The organism is Variovorax monticola (assembly GCF_051216855.1).
In the GTDB taxonomy this organism is placed as follows: domain Bacteria; phylum Pseudomonadota; class Gammaproteobacteria; order Burkholderiales; family Burkholderiaceae_C; genus Variovorax.
This window is the reverse complement of record NZ_JBPJZP010000001.1, coordinates 344,530-362,000: the sequence shown is the minus strand read 5'-3', so window position 1 is coordinate 362,000 and position 17,471 is coordinate 344,530. Positions and strand designations below refer to the sequence as shown.

General features: G+C 72.1%; 3 protein-coding genes. All 3 read right to left on the bottom strand.

The annotated features are described in order from the left end of the window. Window positions 1–5 precede the first annotated feature (5 nt). The 3 genes from ACSFA5_RS01540 to ACSFA5_RS01530 all read right to left on the bottom strand — a co-directional run bounded on the left by ACSFA5_RS01540 (window position 6) and on the right by ACSFA5_RS01530 (window position 17,451). Complete coding sequence (locus ACSFA5_RS01540; protein ID WP_435442241.1) at window positions 6–1,823, bottom strand: DUF2341 domain-containing protein; 1,818 nt, start codon at window positions 1,821–1,823, stop codon at window positions 6–8. Between the two features lie 66 nt (window positions 1,824–1,889). Further along, a complete protein-coding gene (locus tag ACSFA5_RS01535; RefSeq protein WP_435442240.1) occupies window positions 1,890–3,563 on the bottom strand; it encodes a ShlB/FhaC/HecB family hemolysin secretion/activation protein in 1,674 nt (557 codons plus the stop codon). 187 nt (window positions 3,564–3,750) lie between these two features. Then, complete coding sequence (locus ACSFA5_RS01530; protein WP_435442239.1) at window positions 3,751–17,451, bottom strand: filamentous haemagglutinin family protein; 13,701 nt, start codon at window positions 17,449–17,451, stop codon at window positions 3,751–3,753. Between the last annotated feature and the right edge of the window lie 20 nt (window positions 17,452–17,471).

Genomic DNA, 17,471 nt, shown 5'->3' with positions numbered 1-17,471 from the left:
GCTCCTCAGGCCCGTGCCGGTGCCAGGGCGGGTGCCGAAGGCAGCGTGCGGCCCTCGCCCTGCTCTTCGGCCAGGCGCGTGACGAACTCGTCGACGAACACAGCCATGTCGGCCGTGATGGCGTCCGAGCGCGAGGCGAGCCAGTTGTAGCCGAACAGCGCGGGAATCGCCACGCCCAGGCCGGCGGCGGTGCACAGCAGCGCGGCCGCCATGCCCGGGGCCACCGAGTTGATGTCCACCGCGCCGGCCATGGCCGCCACCACGAACACCAGCATGATGCCGATCACCGTGCCGAACAGGCCCACGTAGGGCGCGCCTTCGATGGTGGTCGACAGCCAGTTCATGCGCTTGGACATGCGCTCGATCTCGCGCACCATCACGCCGTCCATGGCCGCGCGGATGGCACCGATGGTGGCGCTCGACACGGCGCTCAGGTCGTAGCCGCGGTCATGGCGGCGGCGCATCTCGCCGATGGCCACTTCGTACAGGCGCCACAGCGACGAGTCGGCGCGCACCTCCTGCGGCACCGTGTTGTTCGTGGCCAGCCGGTCCAGCGGCGCACCGGCGGCCTCGCGGAAGTGTTCGATGAAAGTGCCGTTGGCGCGCGAGGTGGCGCCGTAGTGGCGGCCCTTGGCGATCATGATGGCCCACGACACGGCCATCATCAGCCCCAGCAGGCCCACCACGATCCAGGCGTCCAGCGGCATGGCGGCCAGGATGAAGCCGAAGTGGCTCTTGCCGGCCTGCTGCTCGTCGGCGCCGAACACGGTCAGGCGCGACTCGGCGCCTTGCGAGACGGCATCGGCGAGCAGCAGCGCGTCGGCGCGCGCCACCTTCGACAGGCGCACTTCGTCGATGGCGCCGGTGAAAGGTGCGAACGATGCGGCGGCGGCGGCTGTGCCTTGCGTCGCAACCGCTGCAGCCGGTGCATCGGCACCGATGGCGGCGGCCGTGTTCATGGCCGGCAGCTTCGCCGCCAGCGACACGGTGGGGCGCCCGCCGACGTACAGTGCCACGCTGTCGCCCTCGGCCTTCACCGCGATGTGCGACCACTGGCCGGCCTGCACCGGCTGGCCCGGCGTGCTGCGCTGGCCGTTGACCTGCACGAAGGGCACGCCCTGGTCGATGCCGACCACCAGTTCACCCGCGCCGTCGCGGCGGGCGTACAGGGCCTGGCGCGCGCCGAGCTGGTCGGGCCTGACCCAGGCGGAGAAGGTGAGCGTGCCGCCGGCCTGCACCGCCAGCGACGGCGTGGCCGGCAGCATGAGCGCGCCGTTGCCCAGCTGCGCCCCCTTGCCGATGACCGTGCCTTCGACCGGCACCGCCGTGGTCTGGCCGTTGTTGCCGTAGGCGGTGGTGTCGCGCGGCGGCACCGCGCCTTCGGCGAAGTGGTAGACCAGCGTGTAGTCGGGGTCGAAGCTGCGCTGGCCGTTGCCCGAGGCCGGGGCCTTGGGGTTGCCGTAGTACATCCACAGCTTCTGCGGCGTGCCGGCCGAGACGTTGGGCACGTCGACCCACACCAGCGCAATGCCCAGCAGCGGATCGAACTGTTCGATCTGGTGGTTCAGCACGGTCTTGTCGTCGGCCGCGACAAAGCGCAGGTCGGCGCCGGTCTCGCTCACGCCCTCGAACTTGAAGTTGCCGGTGTGCAGGCGCACCAGCACCGGCACGCGCCCGGCATCGCTGCCGATGGCGCCGGCCTGCGGGCCGCCGTCGATGGTGACGGGCTTGCGGTAGGACCACTCGGCTTGCCACCAGGCATGGGCCAGGCCCGGCAGGAGCGTGCTCAGCAGAGTGAGCACAACGAAAAGAATGCGTCGCATGACAGGTGTCTCCGGAAGACTCGTAGAGAGAAAAGATGGAAAAAAAGAAAACGTTGCGCCGCGCCGTCAGTAGCTCGCGGTCAGGCTGAAATTCACGTTCGGGTCGTGCCGCTTGGTGCGCGGACCGTCCTTCAGCGGGTAGCCGATGTCCACGCGCCCCGAGAAGTAGCTGCCCACCTTGAAGGTGGTGCCCAGGCCCACCGAGGCGAGCTGGAACTTGTCCGTCTGTTCGGGCAGCGGGCTCTTCAGGCGCAGCCGCGCGGCATCCACGAAGCCGTACACGCGCCAGTTCTCCACCGTGCTGCCCAGGAAGGTGAGCGGCTGGCTGCGCAGCTCGAGCGAGCCGACCACGCCGTAGTCGCCGGTGGCTTCGGCCGACAGGTAGCCGCGCACCGAATTCATGCCGCCCCCGGCGATCTGCTCGCTGGACACCAGCGGCGAGTCGGTCATTTGCGCGTTCACCCGAAAGGCCACCTGCTGGCCGCCGTCGAAGGTGTGGGTGCCGTTGAAGTCGGTCTTCAGCACCATGAAGCTGGGCGACGACTTGTAGCGCTTGTAGTCGAACGCTGCCGCGTCGCTGCCGTACTGGAACGAGCTGCTCGTGCCCGCCACCAGCGACAGGCCCACGCCGTACTGGCTCTTCTCCGTCTGGCGCAGGCCGGTGTAGGACAGCGTGATGGGCGCGTACTTCAGCGGCACGGTGTCGCCCGAGCCCTTGAGCTGCAGCGCCTCCTTGTTGTTCTTGAAGTCGACGCCCGCGCTGAACGCGTGCCACCAGTTCCCGGTGTTGGGCACGGTGTAGATCGCCTTCAGCCCGACCGAGTGGCCCTTGCCCAGCACGCTGGTGCCGCCCACGGTGGCCACGTTGCTGTCGGACACGTAGGCGCTGGCTTCCAGCGCCCAGTTGGTGCCGGCGAACGGCGCGTTGTACGAAGCCGAGAACACCTGGGTCTGGCTCAGGTCCTGCGGCGCGCCGAAGAAACTGATGGAGGCGCTGTGGCCCAGCTGCCAGAGGTTGTCGTGGCCCAGCGAGGCGCTGGCGCGCAGCTTGCGCGTGTCGGCGCTGTAGTCGTTGTTCAGGCCCACGCTGGCGCGCCACGGGCTGCTGTCGTCGACCTTCAGGTCCACGTCCATGGTGCCGGGCATGCTGCCCTGGCGCACCAGCGGCATCACCTGGCGCCTGGGCCCGCGGTTGAGCGCGCCGAGCTCGGTCTGCGCCTGCGTGAAGTTGGGCACGCCACCTTCCTTCAGCGCGGGCACCTGGTCGCGCACGTCCAGCGGCGAGTTGTACTCGGCGCCCACCACGCGCAGGCGGCCCACCCGGGTCTCGTTGACCTGCAGGAACACGATGCCCTGCGCCACCTGCTGTTCGGGCAGGTCGACGTACACCGACTGGTAGCCCGCCGCCTGGTAGGCCGCGAGCAGCGCGTCGCGCGCGGCCTCCACGTCCTTCAGCGTGCGCTCGGGGCCCAGGAACGGCGTGACGGCGCGCTCGATGGCGCGCGCGTCGAGCACGGTGTTGCCGCGCACGATGTACTCGGCAATGTCGACCTTGCGCTGCGCTTCGGGCGGCGCGGCTGTCGCGGGCGTGGTGGGCGTGGTGGGCGCCTCCATCGGTGCGGCCTGCGCGGCCGGCGCCGTCGCCTGCGCGAAGGCCGCGCACGGCGCGCCCGAGGCCATCACTGCCAGCCACACCGCTCTCCAGCACATCGGTGGACCGCTCTTCTTCATGTCATGCATCTGCAGCTCGTTCTCAAAGATGATTCGCTGTGCAGCAGCCCATGATGGAGAGCCTTCATGTCGCTGCTGCGTACGGTTATCTAGACGCGCGGCGCGCGCGGCGACTGTCGTTTGTCACTAAAACTTCATCAAGAAAAAAGGGCCGCCCTTGCAGGCGGCCCTTCGTCTTGCGTGCGCGTGGCCGGGCTCAGCGCTGGAGCCCTTCGCGCTCGCCCGGCGTGAGCGACTGCATCTGCGCGGTCGTGAGCGTGCCGGCGCCCAGCACCTGCACCACGCCCTTGGGGTCGTAGGCCGCGCGCTGCTCGCGCTCCTTCGGCGCGGTGCTGCTGCCGCCGCCCTCGCCTTCGTTGCCGAAGCCGAGCACGCGCACCGTGAACACCGAGGGCAGCGCCTGGCGTTGTGTCGCGCGTTCGCGCTGCACCGCGTCCTGCGCGGCGGTGGCCGCCTGCGAGGCCGCAGCGCTGGCGTTGGTGAGCGCACCCACGTTCACCGCCGCGATCACCGGAATGCCCACCGACTGCCCCTTCACCTGGATGTTTTCCGCGTTCACCACGCGCAGCGCCGCCAGGTTCACGTTGCCCGACACCCGAATGCCGGCTTCGCCCGCGTCGATGGTGCCCAGCGGCGCGATCAGGTCGATGTCGCCCGGCGGCACCTCGGGCAGCGGGTTCAGCGTGGCGATGCCCGCGCCGGTGTTGGGCGTGGTCGGCGACAGGCTCACCAGGCCCACGTCGTCGTAGGCGCGACGCTGCGGCGTGTAGACCACGGTCGACTTGGAGCCGCGCCCGGCATTGATGTCGCCCTGCGCCGACCACGCGAGGATGTTGCCGCCGAAGGTGGTGAAGATGCGGCTCTGGCCCAGCAGGATGCTGCCGTTCGAGAAGATCTCGATCTCGCCCGCTCCCTGCGTGAGCACGCCCGAGCCTTCGCCCGGCACGAAGCCGCCGTCCACGCCCACCAGCGTGCGCCCGCCCGGCACCATCAGGCGGATGTCGCCGCCGAAGTCGGTGTGGATGCCCGCGTCCTTCACCTCGTAGTGCGGCACGCTGTAGCCCGGGCTGCCGATGGCGATCCACTCTTCCTTGCTGAGGTACTTCACGCCGGGCTTCGCGCGTGTCGTGGCGATGCGGTCGACGTAGTTCTCGTAGTACAGCGCGCTGCTGAACATGGTCAGGTCGCCCTGGCGCTCGATGGCCTTGCCCTGCGCGTCGTGCGTGGGAAACAGCGTGGCGATGGCTTCGCGCCCGCGCAGGTAGCTGCCCTCGCGCGGCCCGCCCGCGGCGTTGTACTCGCGGCCCGCGGCCTTGAGTTCGGCGTAGTACACCGGGCGCAGGAAGGCGCGCTGCTGCTCGGCCGGCAGCGCGGCGAAGAAGGCGCGCGCATCCGTCGATGCGGCATCGAAGCGCAGGCCCAGGCCGTTGCGCTTGCCGTCGCCGAAGCGTTCTTCGAGCCAGTTGACCAGGTGCAGCTGGCTGGTCAGTCCGTACTCGCGCTGCAGGTCGCGGTTGGGCGCGCCGCTGCTGCCGCCGGCGGACTGCCGGTAGGCACCGTCGATCTCGGCCTGCTTGCCCGCAAGGAACGCCGGCGCGCCGGCCTCGTCGCCGCCGTAGCCGAACTGCGCCTGCAGCCAGCGCGCCAGCGTGAGCCGGTCGCTGTACACCGCCACGGCCTTGCCGGGCTGGTCGGCCAGTGCCTGGGCCGCGGTGGCCAGGTTGGCCGGGTCCAGGTAGCGCGCGGCGAAGGCCGCGAAGTCGGGTCCGTTGCGCCCCACGCCCGCGGCCACCGCGATGCCCGCGCCGCTGCTGCGGTCTCCCGGCCTGATGTTCGCGACTGCGCCGATGCTCTTGAGCTCGGCCTTGTCGGCCATGTACACGTCGCGCCCCGCCGTCACTTCGAGCAGGCCGGGGCCCGCCACGTAGAAGGTGCTGTAGCGCACGTCGCGCCCGGCGGACACCACCGACACGTCGTCGGGGTTGTTGTGCACGATCAGGTTGCCGCGCGCGCTGCCGGCGTCGACCGCGATGGGTTTGAGCGGCGCGCTGGCGTCGGCGCGGTTGATCTGCGTGGTCCAGCCCCGCGCCTCGACGGGCAGCTCTTCGTACTCGCCCAGGCCGGTGCCTGCGTTGACGATGTCGCGCCCCGCGCGCAACGCCACCGGACCGCCGCCTTCATACCAGGTGGGCAGCGCGCCCGGAATGCCGCCGCTGCTGCCCGCCCCGCGGTAGACGATGGAGCCGGTGCGCACGCCCACCACGTCGCCCTCCAGCGCATAGAAGCGCGCGGGCTGCTGGCCAGGCACCGAACTGCCCGATGCGGTGGGCGACTCCAGGCTGAACAGCGGATATTGCTGGTAGCCGTCCCCGGGCATGAAGCTGTCCAGAAAGACGCTGGGCGCCAGCGCGTCGGGGCTCACGTTGCTGAGCTTGCGCGGGCCGAACCAGCTGCGCTCCAGGCTGCCGCTGAAGCCCGGGTTGAACGGGCTCGGCAAGCCGGCAGGGTCGGCGCCCGACTGCGTGAAAGCGTAGCCGCCGGCATAGATCGAGTCGCCCGCCATCAGCTCCAGCTGGCCCGCGCCCGCATGGGAGAACTGCGGGCCCACGGGCGAAGGCGCCAGCATCACGCCGCCGGGGGACTGCACGGCCTTGTTGCTGCCGTCGACGGTGCCGGCGCTCGAGTTGCCGTAGTAGAGGCTGCCGCTGGCCGCGACCGCGCGGAAGATCGACGGCACCACGTAGCGCCCGTCGGTGGCCTGGCCGTTGCTGCGCGGGCGGTCGCCGACGATGGCGGTCGACGGTGCAAGGTTGCCGCCGGCGCTGAACAGGTCGATGCCGCTGGCCGGGGTCCACAGCGAGAACCAGCTGAAGCCCTCGCCCGGGCGCTGCACGCCCTCGCCCACGAAGGGCGTGCCGTTGTTGACCTGCGTCACCCGGCCCGGGTCGCCCACGCTGCCCAGCACCAGGTCGCCGCGCGCGTCGATGCGCACGGCCGCGTCGCCGGGCACCAGCACCGGCCCGCCGCCCGCGATGGACGAGGTGGCCGTGTAGACCTGGTAGGCGCGCGACTCCTCGGGGTCGGCGCGGTCGAAGCGCAGCTCGATGCCGCCGACCGAGCCGGCCTCCACGCGCAGCGCGCCGCGCAGGTTGACGAAGGTGCTGTTCAGGTCGGACCGTGCGCCCTGGTAGATGCTTTGAGGCGTGGTGTCCGTGGTGTTCGGGAACGAGCGCAGCTCGGCCACCGGATTGAGCCGTCCGCCGATGCGCACGTCCAGGTCGCCGCCGCCCGTCAGCGTGAGCCGCTGCCCGTCGGCCGACACGCGCCCGGTGCCGCCCACCACCAGGTTGAGGCCCGAGCTGCGCGACACGAAGTTGCCGAGCAGGTCCATGCGCCGGGTCAGCATGCCCGCGTCGCCGCCGGCCTCCAGCACCAGGTTGCCGCCGCCGAGCGTGCCGATGCCGGTGAAACCCGTCATGAACGGGGCGCTGCCGAACAGGTCGTAAGACGTGCTGGGGCCGCTCACGTAGCTGCCGAAGTTGACCCACCACGCGGTGGGCACGCCGTCGGGGCCGGCCACCGCGCTGCCGGTGCCCTGGCGCCACAGCCAGTTGCCCACGTCGGCGCTCGCGGGCATCGGACGGATGTTGCCGATGGCATCGGGGCGGAACTGGCTGCCCCGCTGGCCGATCAGGTCGCCGCGCACGTCGCCCTGCGCGCGCACCAGCACATTGCCGCCGTGCTCGGGGTACCAGGCGCGGTACAGGCTTTGCGCCCCGCCGTCGACGAAGGGCTCGTAGGCCGCGCCGTCGGCGCCGAGCACGGTGCCGGCAACCGTGGAACGCGGCAGGTTGTAGGCCGCGGCAACGCCACGGGCCTGTGTGCCCGCCGTGTACACGCCATAGGGCGAGCTCATCGTGAAGTCGCCGCCCGAGAGCAGGTCGAGGTCGCCGGTGCCGGTGCGCAGCACGCTGAAGAGCTGCTGCGTGGCAGGCAGCGGCACGGTCTTGGGCGGCGAGCCCTCGGGCGCCCAGGTCACCAGGTTGCCCAGGCCCCAGTCGTTGATGGCCCACACGGCCTCTTCGCCGCCCCACTCGTCCAGGTTGACAAGCGTGCCGGGCGCCGCGCCGATCTGGTTCAGCGAGTCGCCCATCCAGTAGTACTGGCCCGCCACGCCCGGTACCGGCGCCTGCAGCGTCAGGCCGCTGCCCATGCCGTAGTGCGTGTCGGCCATCAGCAACTGGCCCTGGAAGCCGCCTGCGCCGCGCGGACGCAGCGCGCGCGTGTCGGCGGCCTGCGTGTCGGCGCCGGCCACCAGCCGCATCGACCACGACTGCGAGCCCTCGGCCAGCATCGGCGCCAGCGCCAGGTTGCGGCCCTGGTTGCCGTTGGCGTCGGTCGGGCGCAGGTTGACGAAGTCCACGTCGCCGGGCAGCTTGACCACCGTCTCGGCGGGCACCACGGCGCCCTTGGCCAGCTTGAGCGAGCCGGCCAGGATCACGCCGTTGGGCAGGCTGTCGGGCACACCGTCGCCGTTGTAGTCGGGGCTGGGGGTGTCGTTGACGGCGCCGGCCGGAAACGGCAGCGGCACGCCGGCCGGCCAGGTCATGGCGGCGACGCGGGCGTCGCCCGGCAGGCGGTTGCCCGCGTCCAGCTTCATGCCGCTGTGCAGCGTGACGGCCTGCGCCAGCACCGTGCCCGCCGCGTGCAGCACGTTGCCCGCCGCGTCGCGCACCGCGCCGCCGAGCACCGTGCCCGCGGGCAGCACGAAGTCGTCGGCCAGCGTGGCGGCGGCCGCCAGCACCGTGCCTGCGCGCAGGCTCATGGCCTGCATCGGCAAGGCGTAGTTGAGCGCGCGGCCCGACTGGAAGAAGGTGCCGTCGGCCAGCTCGGCCATGCCGCCGCGCGGCACGACCACGTCCCCGCCCCAGGGCACGCGGCCCTTCACGAGCACCCAGCCGTTGTCGCTCGGCGTGGGCTGCAGCACGGACGTGTCGAAGCCGTCGGTGATGCTGCCGTACACGTTCAGGTTGCCGCCCGCGCGCAGCACCAGGGCGCCGGACTCGCCGGAGCCGTAGGTGCCGGTCTGCTGCGTGCGCGGGTTGACGCTCGCATAGCGGTGGCCCGACAGGTCGATGTCGCCGTCCACGTGCAGGTCGCCGTCGGGCGTGGCGCTGACCACGGCCACGCCGGGGCGCAGGTGGAACGCGTCGCCGTAGGCACGCAGGCCCGCGAGCCGGCTGTTCATGAGGTCGCCGTTGGCCAGCACGTTGCCCATGAAGGCGGTGCTGTCGGCATGCTTGGCGTCCAGGTAGGCCTGGTTCACCACCTGGTAGGGGCGCCCGTCGGCCGCGGCGTCGGTGCCGTAGTCGGCGTCCTTGTAGCTCCAGAAGCCGTTCACGGTGACGCTGCGCGCACCGTCGATGCGCACTTGGCCGCCCGCGTCGATGGCGATGTCGTTGCCGCGCGCACCGCCGATGCGCTGCGCGCTGAGTTCCACCGTGCCCAGCGATTGCGCCGCGCCGTCGGTGCCCGCGCGCACGTCCATGCGCGCGCCGTTCTCCAGCACCAGCCGCCCGCTGCCCGCGTTGATCTCGATGACGGCGCGGTTGGGCGCCTCGATCGGCTGGCCGTAGCTGTCCACGCGCAGCACGCGGCTGTGCGCGTCGAGCACGGCCGCGCCGCCGACGGTCACGCCGTCGCGCGCGGCCAGGCGGATGCTGCCGGCCTGCTCGCCGCTGGCGTCGACCGTGCCGGTGACGGCCAGCCGGCCGGCGTCGACCGACACGCTGACTTCGCGTGCCTTGAGTTCGTTGCCCAGCACCAGGTCGCCCTGCTTCAGCTGGAAGCTGCGGCTGCCGAAGACGCCGCCTTCGGTGAGGCGGCGGTTCAGGCCCGCGAAGTCGTCGATGTGCTGGCCGCGGATGTCGGCGCCGCCGGCCGCGTACGGCACCCGCGTGCCGCCCGCGTCGTAGCCGCCGCTGCTGGCGCCCGCAATGGCGCCGTTCAGCGCGACCGTGCCTGCGCTTTCGCCCAGCGCCAGCACCGTGAGCTTGCCGGCGCGGTTCTGCTCGGCCGAGAGGTCGATGCGCGAGCCGGTCGACTGGCGCACGTCGCCCGCGCGGCTTTCCAGCACCACGTCGCCGCCCCAGCTGTACTTGGGCACGTCGAAGAAGTCGATGCGGCGGCCCGCCAGGTCGAGCTGCGCGCCGTCGTCCAGCCGCAGGTCGCGTCCGGCCGAAGCCGTGAGCTTGCCGCTGGGCAGCGCGATGCGGCTGGCCAGCACCAGGCTGCCGCCGGCGTCCAGGGCGATTTCGGCGCCGAGCGCATCGGCCAGCGCCTGGCCCGAAAGCGCGGGCGCGACCGCGCCTGCCGGGGCGCCCAGCACGATGTCCCCGCCCGCCTTGATCTTCTGCACCGAGCCGGCCTGGCCGGTGAGCAGCGGCGTCTGGATGCGCAGGTTGCCGCCGCTGAAGGCGTAGCCCTTCAGCGCGTCGTCCCACGCGCCCTGCGACTGGTAGACCGACAGCGAGCCCGTGTGGTTGGCCGTGACGCGCTCGCTGGCGTTGAGCACCACCTCGCCGAAGCCCAGCACCAGCCGGTCCATGCCGTGCACGGTGTCGGGCCGGCTGCCGGGGCCGTAGCCGAATTCGATCTGGTTGGCGTCGATCTGCAGGCGCCCGCTGCCGGTGCCCGCCCCGCCCGCGGCCACCAGGCCCGGCGACGTGGCGGCGCCGTTCCACACCAGGATGGCGGTGTGAATGCGCGCCAGCGCATCCGCACCGCCCGCGCCGTAGATGGCCGGCGTGCCCAGCACCAGCCGCTCGAGCGACGAGCGGCCGGTGGCCGGGTCGATGGTCGAGAGCTCGACCGAGTCGTGGAAGTTGACCGCGTCGCGCGCGGTCAGCACCAGGTTCTCCAGCGCGGGCGCGCCGCTCGCGGGGTCGCCGCGCAGCAGCCGGTCCAGGATGCCCTGGTTCAGCGTGAGGCCCGGCGGCAGGGCGTTGCGCGCGGCGGCGGCGGCCAGTGCGGCCTCGCTGCCGACGTTGATGCCGCCCACCGACAGCACGAGGTTGCGCGTGCCGTAGCGCGAGGCGTCGCGCAGCTCGAAGCTCTGGTCGGTCGAGGCCGCGATGGTGCCTTCGGAATAGAGACGGGTGACGCCGTGGCACAGCGAGCCGGTGGCGCAGGCGCCGATGTCGATGCGGCCCGCGCCGGCGTCGGGCGAGGTGCTGAAGCCGGGCGCCAGCAGGTCGAGCCAGCCGTTGGACACCGCCAGCACGCTGGACGCGCCCGGTGCGTAGACGAATCCGTCGCGCGAGTCCCAGGCCGCGCGGCCCCGGCCCAGCGTGTTGATGCCCGCGCCCTGCTCCACCACGATGCCGCCGGCCTTGGTGTTGGTGACCAGAAAGACTTCGCCCGCGCGCAGCACGGCGCCTTCGCGCAGCACGATGTCGGCGGCGCCGGTGAGAAAGCTCGCGATGTTGGCGCGTTGCGAGGTGCCCAGGTAGTCCAGGTAGCTCACGCTCGGCAGGCCGCCGATGCCCAGCCGCGGCGCGGCGATGGCGTTGAGCGCGCCCACGTGGACCGACACGCCCTTGAACTCCGGCGTGGGCGCGGCGCCGTCGGCCAGCACTTCGTAGCTGGTGCGGTAGCCGCCCACCAGCAGCGCGCTGCCGCCGAAGCCGCCCTCGCCCGGCGTGTAGTCGGCCCGGCCGGCAAAGCGCAGCGCGGGCGCGTCGCCGATCGCACCGGCACTGGTGGGCAAGGCGAGGTCCAGGCGCAGCATCTTGGCGTCGCGCTCCAGCAGCGGGCGCGGCACGCCGTTGCGCTGTGCCTGCGCGATCGCGAAGTCGGCGTAGCCGGTTTCGTTGTATTGGCTGTAGCTGCGCAGCGTGCCGGCGGGCGTCAGGAAGACCTGCGTGGGCAGCGTGTCGCGGATGGCGGTGTTGGCCGTGCCGAGTTGCGCCGCTGCGGCGTAGGAGCCGTTGCGCATGGGCACTGTCACGCCCGAGGGCGGCAGGTTCGGCGCCAGGCCGTTGAGCTCGACGCGGAACGCGCCGGGCAGCAGCGCAAAGGTCGAGGGCAGCAGCGTGTAGGTGCCGGCGGGCAGGCCGGGCACGCCCGCGCCGATGGTGATCTGGCGGCCCAGCGCGGGGTCGCCCGCGCCGTGCTCGGCGACCAGCGGCGCGTAGCCGGCCTGCGTGCCGGGCACGATGGCGTACACCGGGTTGGTGGCCAGCCCCGGCAGCGTGAAGGTGCCGCGCGCGGTGGTCTGCACCAGCGGGTTCATGCGCGCGTCGGTCGAGCCGCCGCGCCCTGCGAGGAACGCCGCGCCCTTGAGCTCGCCGCCGCCGCTCAGGTCGAGCACCGCGCCTTCGCGCACGTTCACCGCATGCGCGGCCAGCGTGACCGAGGGGTCGTTGCCCACGCCCTTCCACACCACGTCCTTGCCGTCGTGCAGGTAGCTCAGGCCGTCGAGCGTGCCGCCGTAGGGCATCGTGAGGCCGTTGGCGCTGACCGAGGTGACGCTGCCGGGCAGCAGGTTGACCTCGCCGGTGAGCGAAGCCGCCGCAGTGGCGCCCAGCGTGATCTCGCCCAGCGGTGCGCGCACCACGCCGCCCTGGTTCACCGTGGCCGAGACGAAGCGCAGGCTGCCGAACACCGAGTAGGGCTGCGCGGGCAGCGGGGCCGAAGGGTCGATGCGCTCGATGTTCAGGCTGCGCGCCGGGTCGAAGTCGCGCACCAGCGTGCCGTACTGATCGAAGGCACCGCGCTCGCCCACGAAGAAGGCGCCGCTGTCGTTCATGGCGGGGTAGATCTGCGAGGCCGCCAGCGTGAGGTTGCCGGGTGTGTAGAAGGTGGCCGCTTGCGACAGGCGAAGGTCGCCGCCGCTGCGCATCACGATCTGGTCGAAGGCCTTGCGCTCGACCTTCAGCGGATCGGCCGCGTTCTGGACGATGGTGCCGCGCGCGCCGGTGTTGACCAGGCCCACGATGTCGATCAGCTGCGCATCGAGCGACAGGCGCGAGCCCTGCGCCACCAGCGGCAGGCCGAGCGCGCCGCTGCCGATGCCGCCGTTCTTCGAGCCGCGCACCGGGTTCGGCATGAGGTAGTTGTCGGCCTGCGTGCGCGTGCTGCCGGCCAGCCGGATGTAGGGCGCGGCCAGGTTGACCTGCGCGCCCGGAGCGGCGCCTTCGGCCAGGTCGATGGCGCTGGCCGTGAGCCGCAGGCTCTGGCCCAGGCGCAGGTCGATGCTGCCGTCGAAGCTCACCAGGCCGTTGGCCATCAGCGAGAGGTTGTCGAAGCCGCCCGCGGCGATGCGGTCCACGCCGATGCGGGCGTGGCCGTAGGCCAGCGCGGCCTCACGCTCGCCGGCCTTCAGGCCGGCCGAAAGACCGCTGTCGCCTTGCGACTGCGCAAGCACCAATTCGCGCGGCACGCGCACCGCGTCGTCGACGTTGATGCCCTTCAGGTCCTGGCTGCCGACCACGCCGTAGTTGGGCGTCTCCAGGCTCAGCGCCAGCGTGCCGCCGGCCGCACCCGCGCCGCCGGCGGCTGCGCGCAGGCTGCCGTCCAGGAACATGCCGCGGTAGGAGGCCAGCGAAATCAGGCCGCCGTCGCTGGCCACCTCCACCTTGCCGCGGCCGGGCAGGTCGAGGGTCGCCGAGGCGCCCGACGCATCGAGCCGCGCGCCGGGGCGCAGCACCACGAAGGCGTCGGCCGCGTCGACCATGCGCGCGTCGGCGCTGTAGGCCGCGCCGATCTCGATGCGCCCGCCCTTGCCCACCCGGCCGTAGACGCGGCCCTTTGAATCGACCGCCGTGTCGGCGCGGCCTGCGGCGTCCAGCACCGCGTGCTCGCCGATCCAGATGGAGGTGGCATTGGCCGCGCCGGGCGGCCGGTTCACGTCGTTCCCTGTGCCCAGGGCGCCCGGCAGCACGCCGATGCGGCCACCCCAGGCGTTGAGCGTGCCGTCGATGGTGATCTGCCCGTTGCCGGTGAGCGTGAGCGCGCGGCCCGGGTCGACCGAGATCGCGGAGCCCTGCCCCACCACCAGCGGCGCCTGGCTGTAGACCGAGCCCGCGCTCAGCGCCAGGTCGGCGCCGGCGCGCTGCGTGAGCACGCCCTTGAGCGGGTCTTCTTGCCACACCGGCGGCAGCCAGCGCTGCAGCACCGCCGACGGATCGGCCCCGGTGGGCGTGGCGCGGGCCGCGGCCGGGTCGGCGCGCAGCACGGGCATGGCCACGTCGATCCGCGCGCCGCCGGCCACCTGCACGCCCTGCTGGGCGCTCACGCTGTAGCGCGAGAAGCCGCTCTGGAACAGGCTGTTGTCCAGCACCAGCAGCGGCTTGACCGCCACGTCGGCCGGCAGCCGGTTGCCGGCCAGCAGCAGGGCGCCCTCGGCCAGCGCCACGTCGCGCGCGAAGGGCGTGCCCGCGGCCACCGTGGCGGTGTAGTCGGGCACAGGCATGCCGTTGGGGAACGCGGCGGCGGGCACCACGTAGCCCGGCGCCATCTTGCCGGTGATGTTGACCAGCTCGGTGCCCGCCGGCACCGCGGTGCCGCTGCCGTAGATGTTGCCGGCCTTGCTGAAGACGTACACGTATTCCCAGGCCACGGTCGCGGCCGGCACCACCCAGTCGGCGGGCAGGGTGTAGGTGCGCGTGGGCGAGAACACCGGCATGATCTTCATCGCCTCGCCCGGCGCGACGGTGTTCGTGACGTAGCTGAAGTCCTGCGGCAGCACGGTGCCCGCGGGAATGGTGAAGGCTTGCGCCAGCGTCAGGTGCACCGGCACCGCTTCGCCCGCCGACAGCCGGCCGGGGTTCAGGAGCACGCCGCCGCCGATGGCCACGCCGATGCCGGTGTCGATGCTCAGCGTGCCGCCGCCCTTCATGCCGTGGCCGCGCAGCTCGCCGTCGAGCAGCAGCGCGCCCGCGCCGCGGCCGGTGTCGTCGTACTGGTTCGACTTGAGCGAAATGTCCCCGCCGCGCCCGCCCTGCAGCGACGCGTCGGCCATCATGGCGGCGCCCGAGGAGGTGTCGATCACCGTGCCCGCGTGCAGCCGCACGTCGCCCGTGCTGGCAATGGAAACGCTGCCGCCGTTCAGGTACGGCAGGCCTGCGATGTCGGCGGGGTTGCTGCGCAGGTTGGTCCAGAAGCCGCGCGTGTCGAGCACCACGCCCGCGCTCACGTCCACGCCCGGCGTGTAGCCCTCGGGCGGCTGGGTGGCAATGGGCTGGTCGAGCCAGCCGGTCGTGCTGCCGACCGGCAGCCGGGCGACCATGTTGCCCAGCGCGATGCTGCCGCCGCGCGCGCTGAGGTTGGCCTTCACGTCGACCTGCGTCGCGTGCAGCGCGATGCTGCCGCCGTAGCCCACTGCCACGTCGGCGTCGACCGAAATGCCGCCGTTGGCATAGGCCTTGACGCCGCCGAGCGCCAGGCCGTTGAGCCAGCCGGCGTCGATCTTCAGCTTGCCGTTCAGTTCTTCGGGCAGCGCGTCTTCCAGCCGCAGGCTGTCGGCCATGCGTTGCACGGCGCCGATGTCGATGCGTTCGGCCGCGGCCTGCGGGCTGTCGCGCAGCATGCCGGTGTCGGTGTCGAACACCGGGCGCAACTGGCCGATGACGAGCTGGCCCGCGCGCGGCGCGGCCGTCTGCAATTGCCGGTAGCCGTCGAGCGCCGCGTCGGGCGCGTTGCGCTGGCGGTCGCCCTGGAACACGGTGGCCTCGATGTCGCCTTCCAGCACGGCCGACTTCGTGCCCACGATCACGCGGCCCGCGTCGCGGCCCACGGTGTAGCCGTTTTCCAGCAGCTCGCGCGCGCCGATCAACGGGTTGTAGAAGAACTCGGTGGTGTTCTTGCCCCAGCGCGCGTGCGGGTTCTCGAAGCCGCGGTACACGCCCTCATAGAGCATGTCGCCCGGTGCGCGCGACAGGTTGTAGAGCCGGCCGTCCTTGCCCATGAGCCAGCTCTGCTTGAGCATGCCGGTCTGCACGTCGAGCGAACCGCCCGACACGTTGATGGCCGAGCCGGCGCGCGTCACGAGCTCGCCGCCGCCGAAGGCCACGGTGCCGCCGGACGCGGCCCATTCGCCGATGCCGTGGCCGCCGGTGTTCAGGTAGCCGCTGACTTCGAGCAGGCCGCCGCCGGTGTACCAGCGGTCGGTGGTGTAGCCGTTGGTGCCCGCGGGCACGCGCACCAGGTAGCGGCGGTCGACCCAGAGGGTGGCGTTGTTGAGGTTCTTGCTGTCGCGGTTGCCCGGTGCGTCGCGCTGCTCGTTGCCCTGCACGTTGACCTCGACGTTGTTCGACGCCATGGCCACGCGCACGCCCACGGCGCCCGCCACGTCGATGGCCGCGCGCTCGGCCAGCTGGATGCGGCGCACCGCGTTCACGTTGACCTGGCCGCCGGTGGCCAGCGTCATCGAGTCGGACAGGAATTCGACATTGCCGCTGGACGCGATCTGCACCAGCGACTGGTCGCGCCGGTTGTAGGCGCCGTCCGAGAGGTTGGCCGAGTCCTTGATGAGCGCGTCGCGCTGCACGTCGAGCGCGGTGGCGTTGCTGTCGTCCAGCAGCACGGCGCTGACGCTGCCGGGTGCCAGCGTGACGCGCGCATCGGCGTCGCCCGCGGCGTTCAGGTGCAGCGTGCCGCGCGTGGTGACGCTGGTGCTCGACAGCAGCACGCCCGACTGCTCGACCGTGTGGCCGGTCAGCGTGATGTCGCCGGCCAGCGCCTGGATCAGGCCCGCATTGCTCACGCGGCCGGCGCTGCTGTCCTTGTTGCGCGCCGGCACGACTTCGTTGCCGCGCGTGCTCGACTGCTGGTTGCTGTCGGTACCCAGGCCCCTGCGGATCACGAAGCTGTCGCCCGCGGCGAGCGTGGTCTGCCCGTTCGGGGTGACGATGGTGCCGCGGTTGTGCGTCTCGCGACCGGCCAGCAGCACATAGCCGCCGCCTTCGGTCACGGTCTGCGGCTGGCGCGTGGAGATGCGCGCGCCGGCCTCGACGACCACGTCGCCCGTGGCGTTGCCGTTGGTGGAAGCGGTGGCACTCACGTTCAGGTCGTTGGCCAGCGTCGGCACGAAGCCGGTGCCCAGCGCCTGGCTGTAGATGCCGCGCTTGAACTGCGCGTCGGTCATGCCCACGGCCGAGGCCAGCAGGTTGCGCGTGTCGACCTGGCTGCTGCCGCTGAACACGATGCCGTTGCGGTTGACCACCATCACCGTGCCGTCGGCCTGGACCTGGCCCTGGATCTGCGATGGGCGCGCCTTCGGGTCGTTGACGCGGTTGAGCACCGCCCAGCCCGGCTGCTGCTCGAACTTCAGCGTGGTGTTGCGCCCGACGTTGAAGGTCTCCCAGTTCAATATCGCCTTGTCTGCGGTCTGCGCGACCGTGACCTGCGTGCGCCCGCCGGACTGCGACTGCACCGGTGCGTTGGCGTTGGCCCATCCTGCCGTGAGGCTGCGGGTGTCGACCTGCAGGCCGCCCTCGGCCAGCCCGTCGGGCACGCCCTGCCCGCCCTCGAGCGCTGCGCGCCGTGCCGCCTCCTGGGCGGCTTGTTGCGCCGCGATGCCGCGCGCGGCGATGTTCAGGTTGCCGATGGAACGCTGCAGCTGTTCGGCCGCGCGCTGCTGCTGCGCCTGCGGGCTGGTGAGCATCGAGGCGGGCATGCCGTTGGGCAGCCGGCCGGTGGCGGTGGCGGTGCTTTGCGCCATGTTCTTCTGCGCCATCCAGCCGGCGCTGAAAGCCTGCTGCGCCTGCGCGTTCTGCACCGACGCGCCGGCGGCCAGCATCAGCGCAATGGCGTGCACCAGCGGTGTGAGGCGGGCCTGCGGATGGAAGAAAGAAGGGCTCTTGTTGCGCCGGGACACCGTGCTGCTGCGTTGCATGCGGACTTCCATGGGTTCGT

Excerpts from the sequence above, each read along its gene's own strand:
- ACSFA5_RS01540 (WP_435442241.1), bottom strand. The coding sequence starts at position 1,823 with ATGCGACGCATTCTTTTCGTTGTGCTCACTCTGCTGAGCACGCTCCTG.
- ACSFA5_RS01535 (WP_435442240.1), bottom strand. The coding sequence starts at position 3,563 with ATGCATGACATGAAGAAGAGCGGTCCACCGATGTGCTGGAGAGCGGTG.
- ACSFA5_RS01530 (WP_435442239.1), bottom strand. The coding sequence starts at position 17,451 with ATGCAACGCAGCAGCACGGTGTCCCGGCGCAACAAGAGCCCTTCTTTC.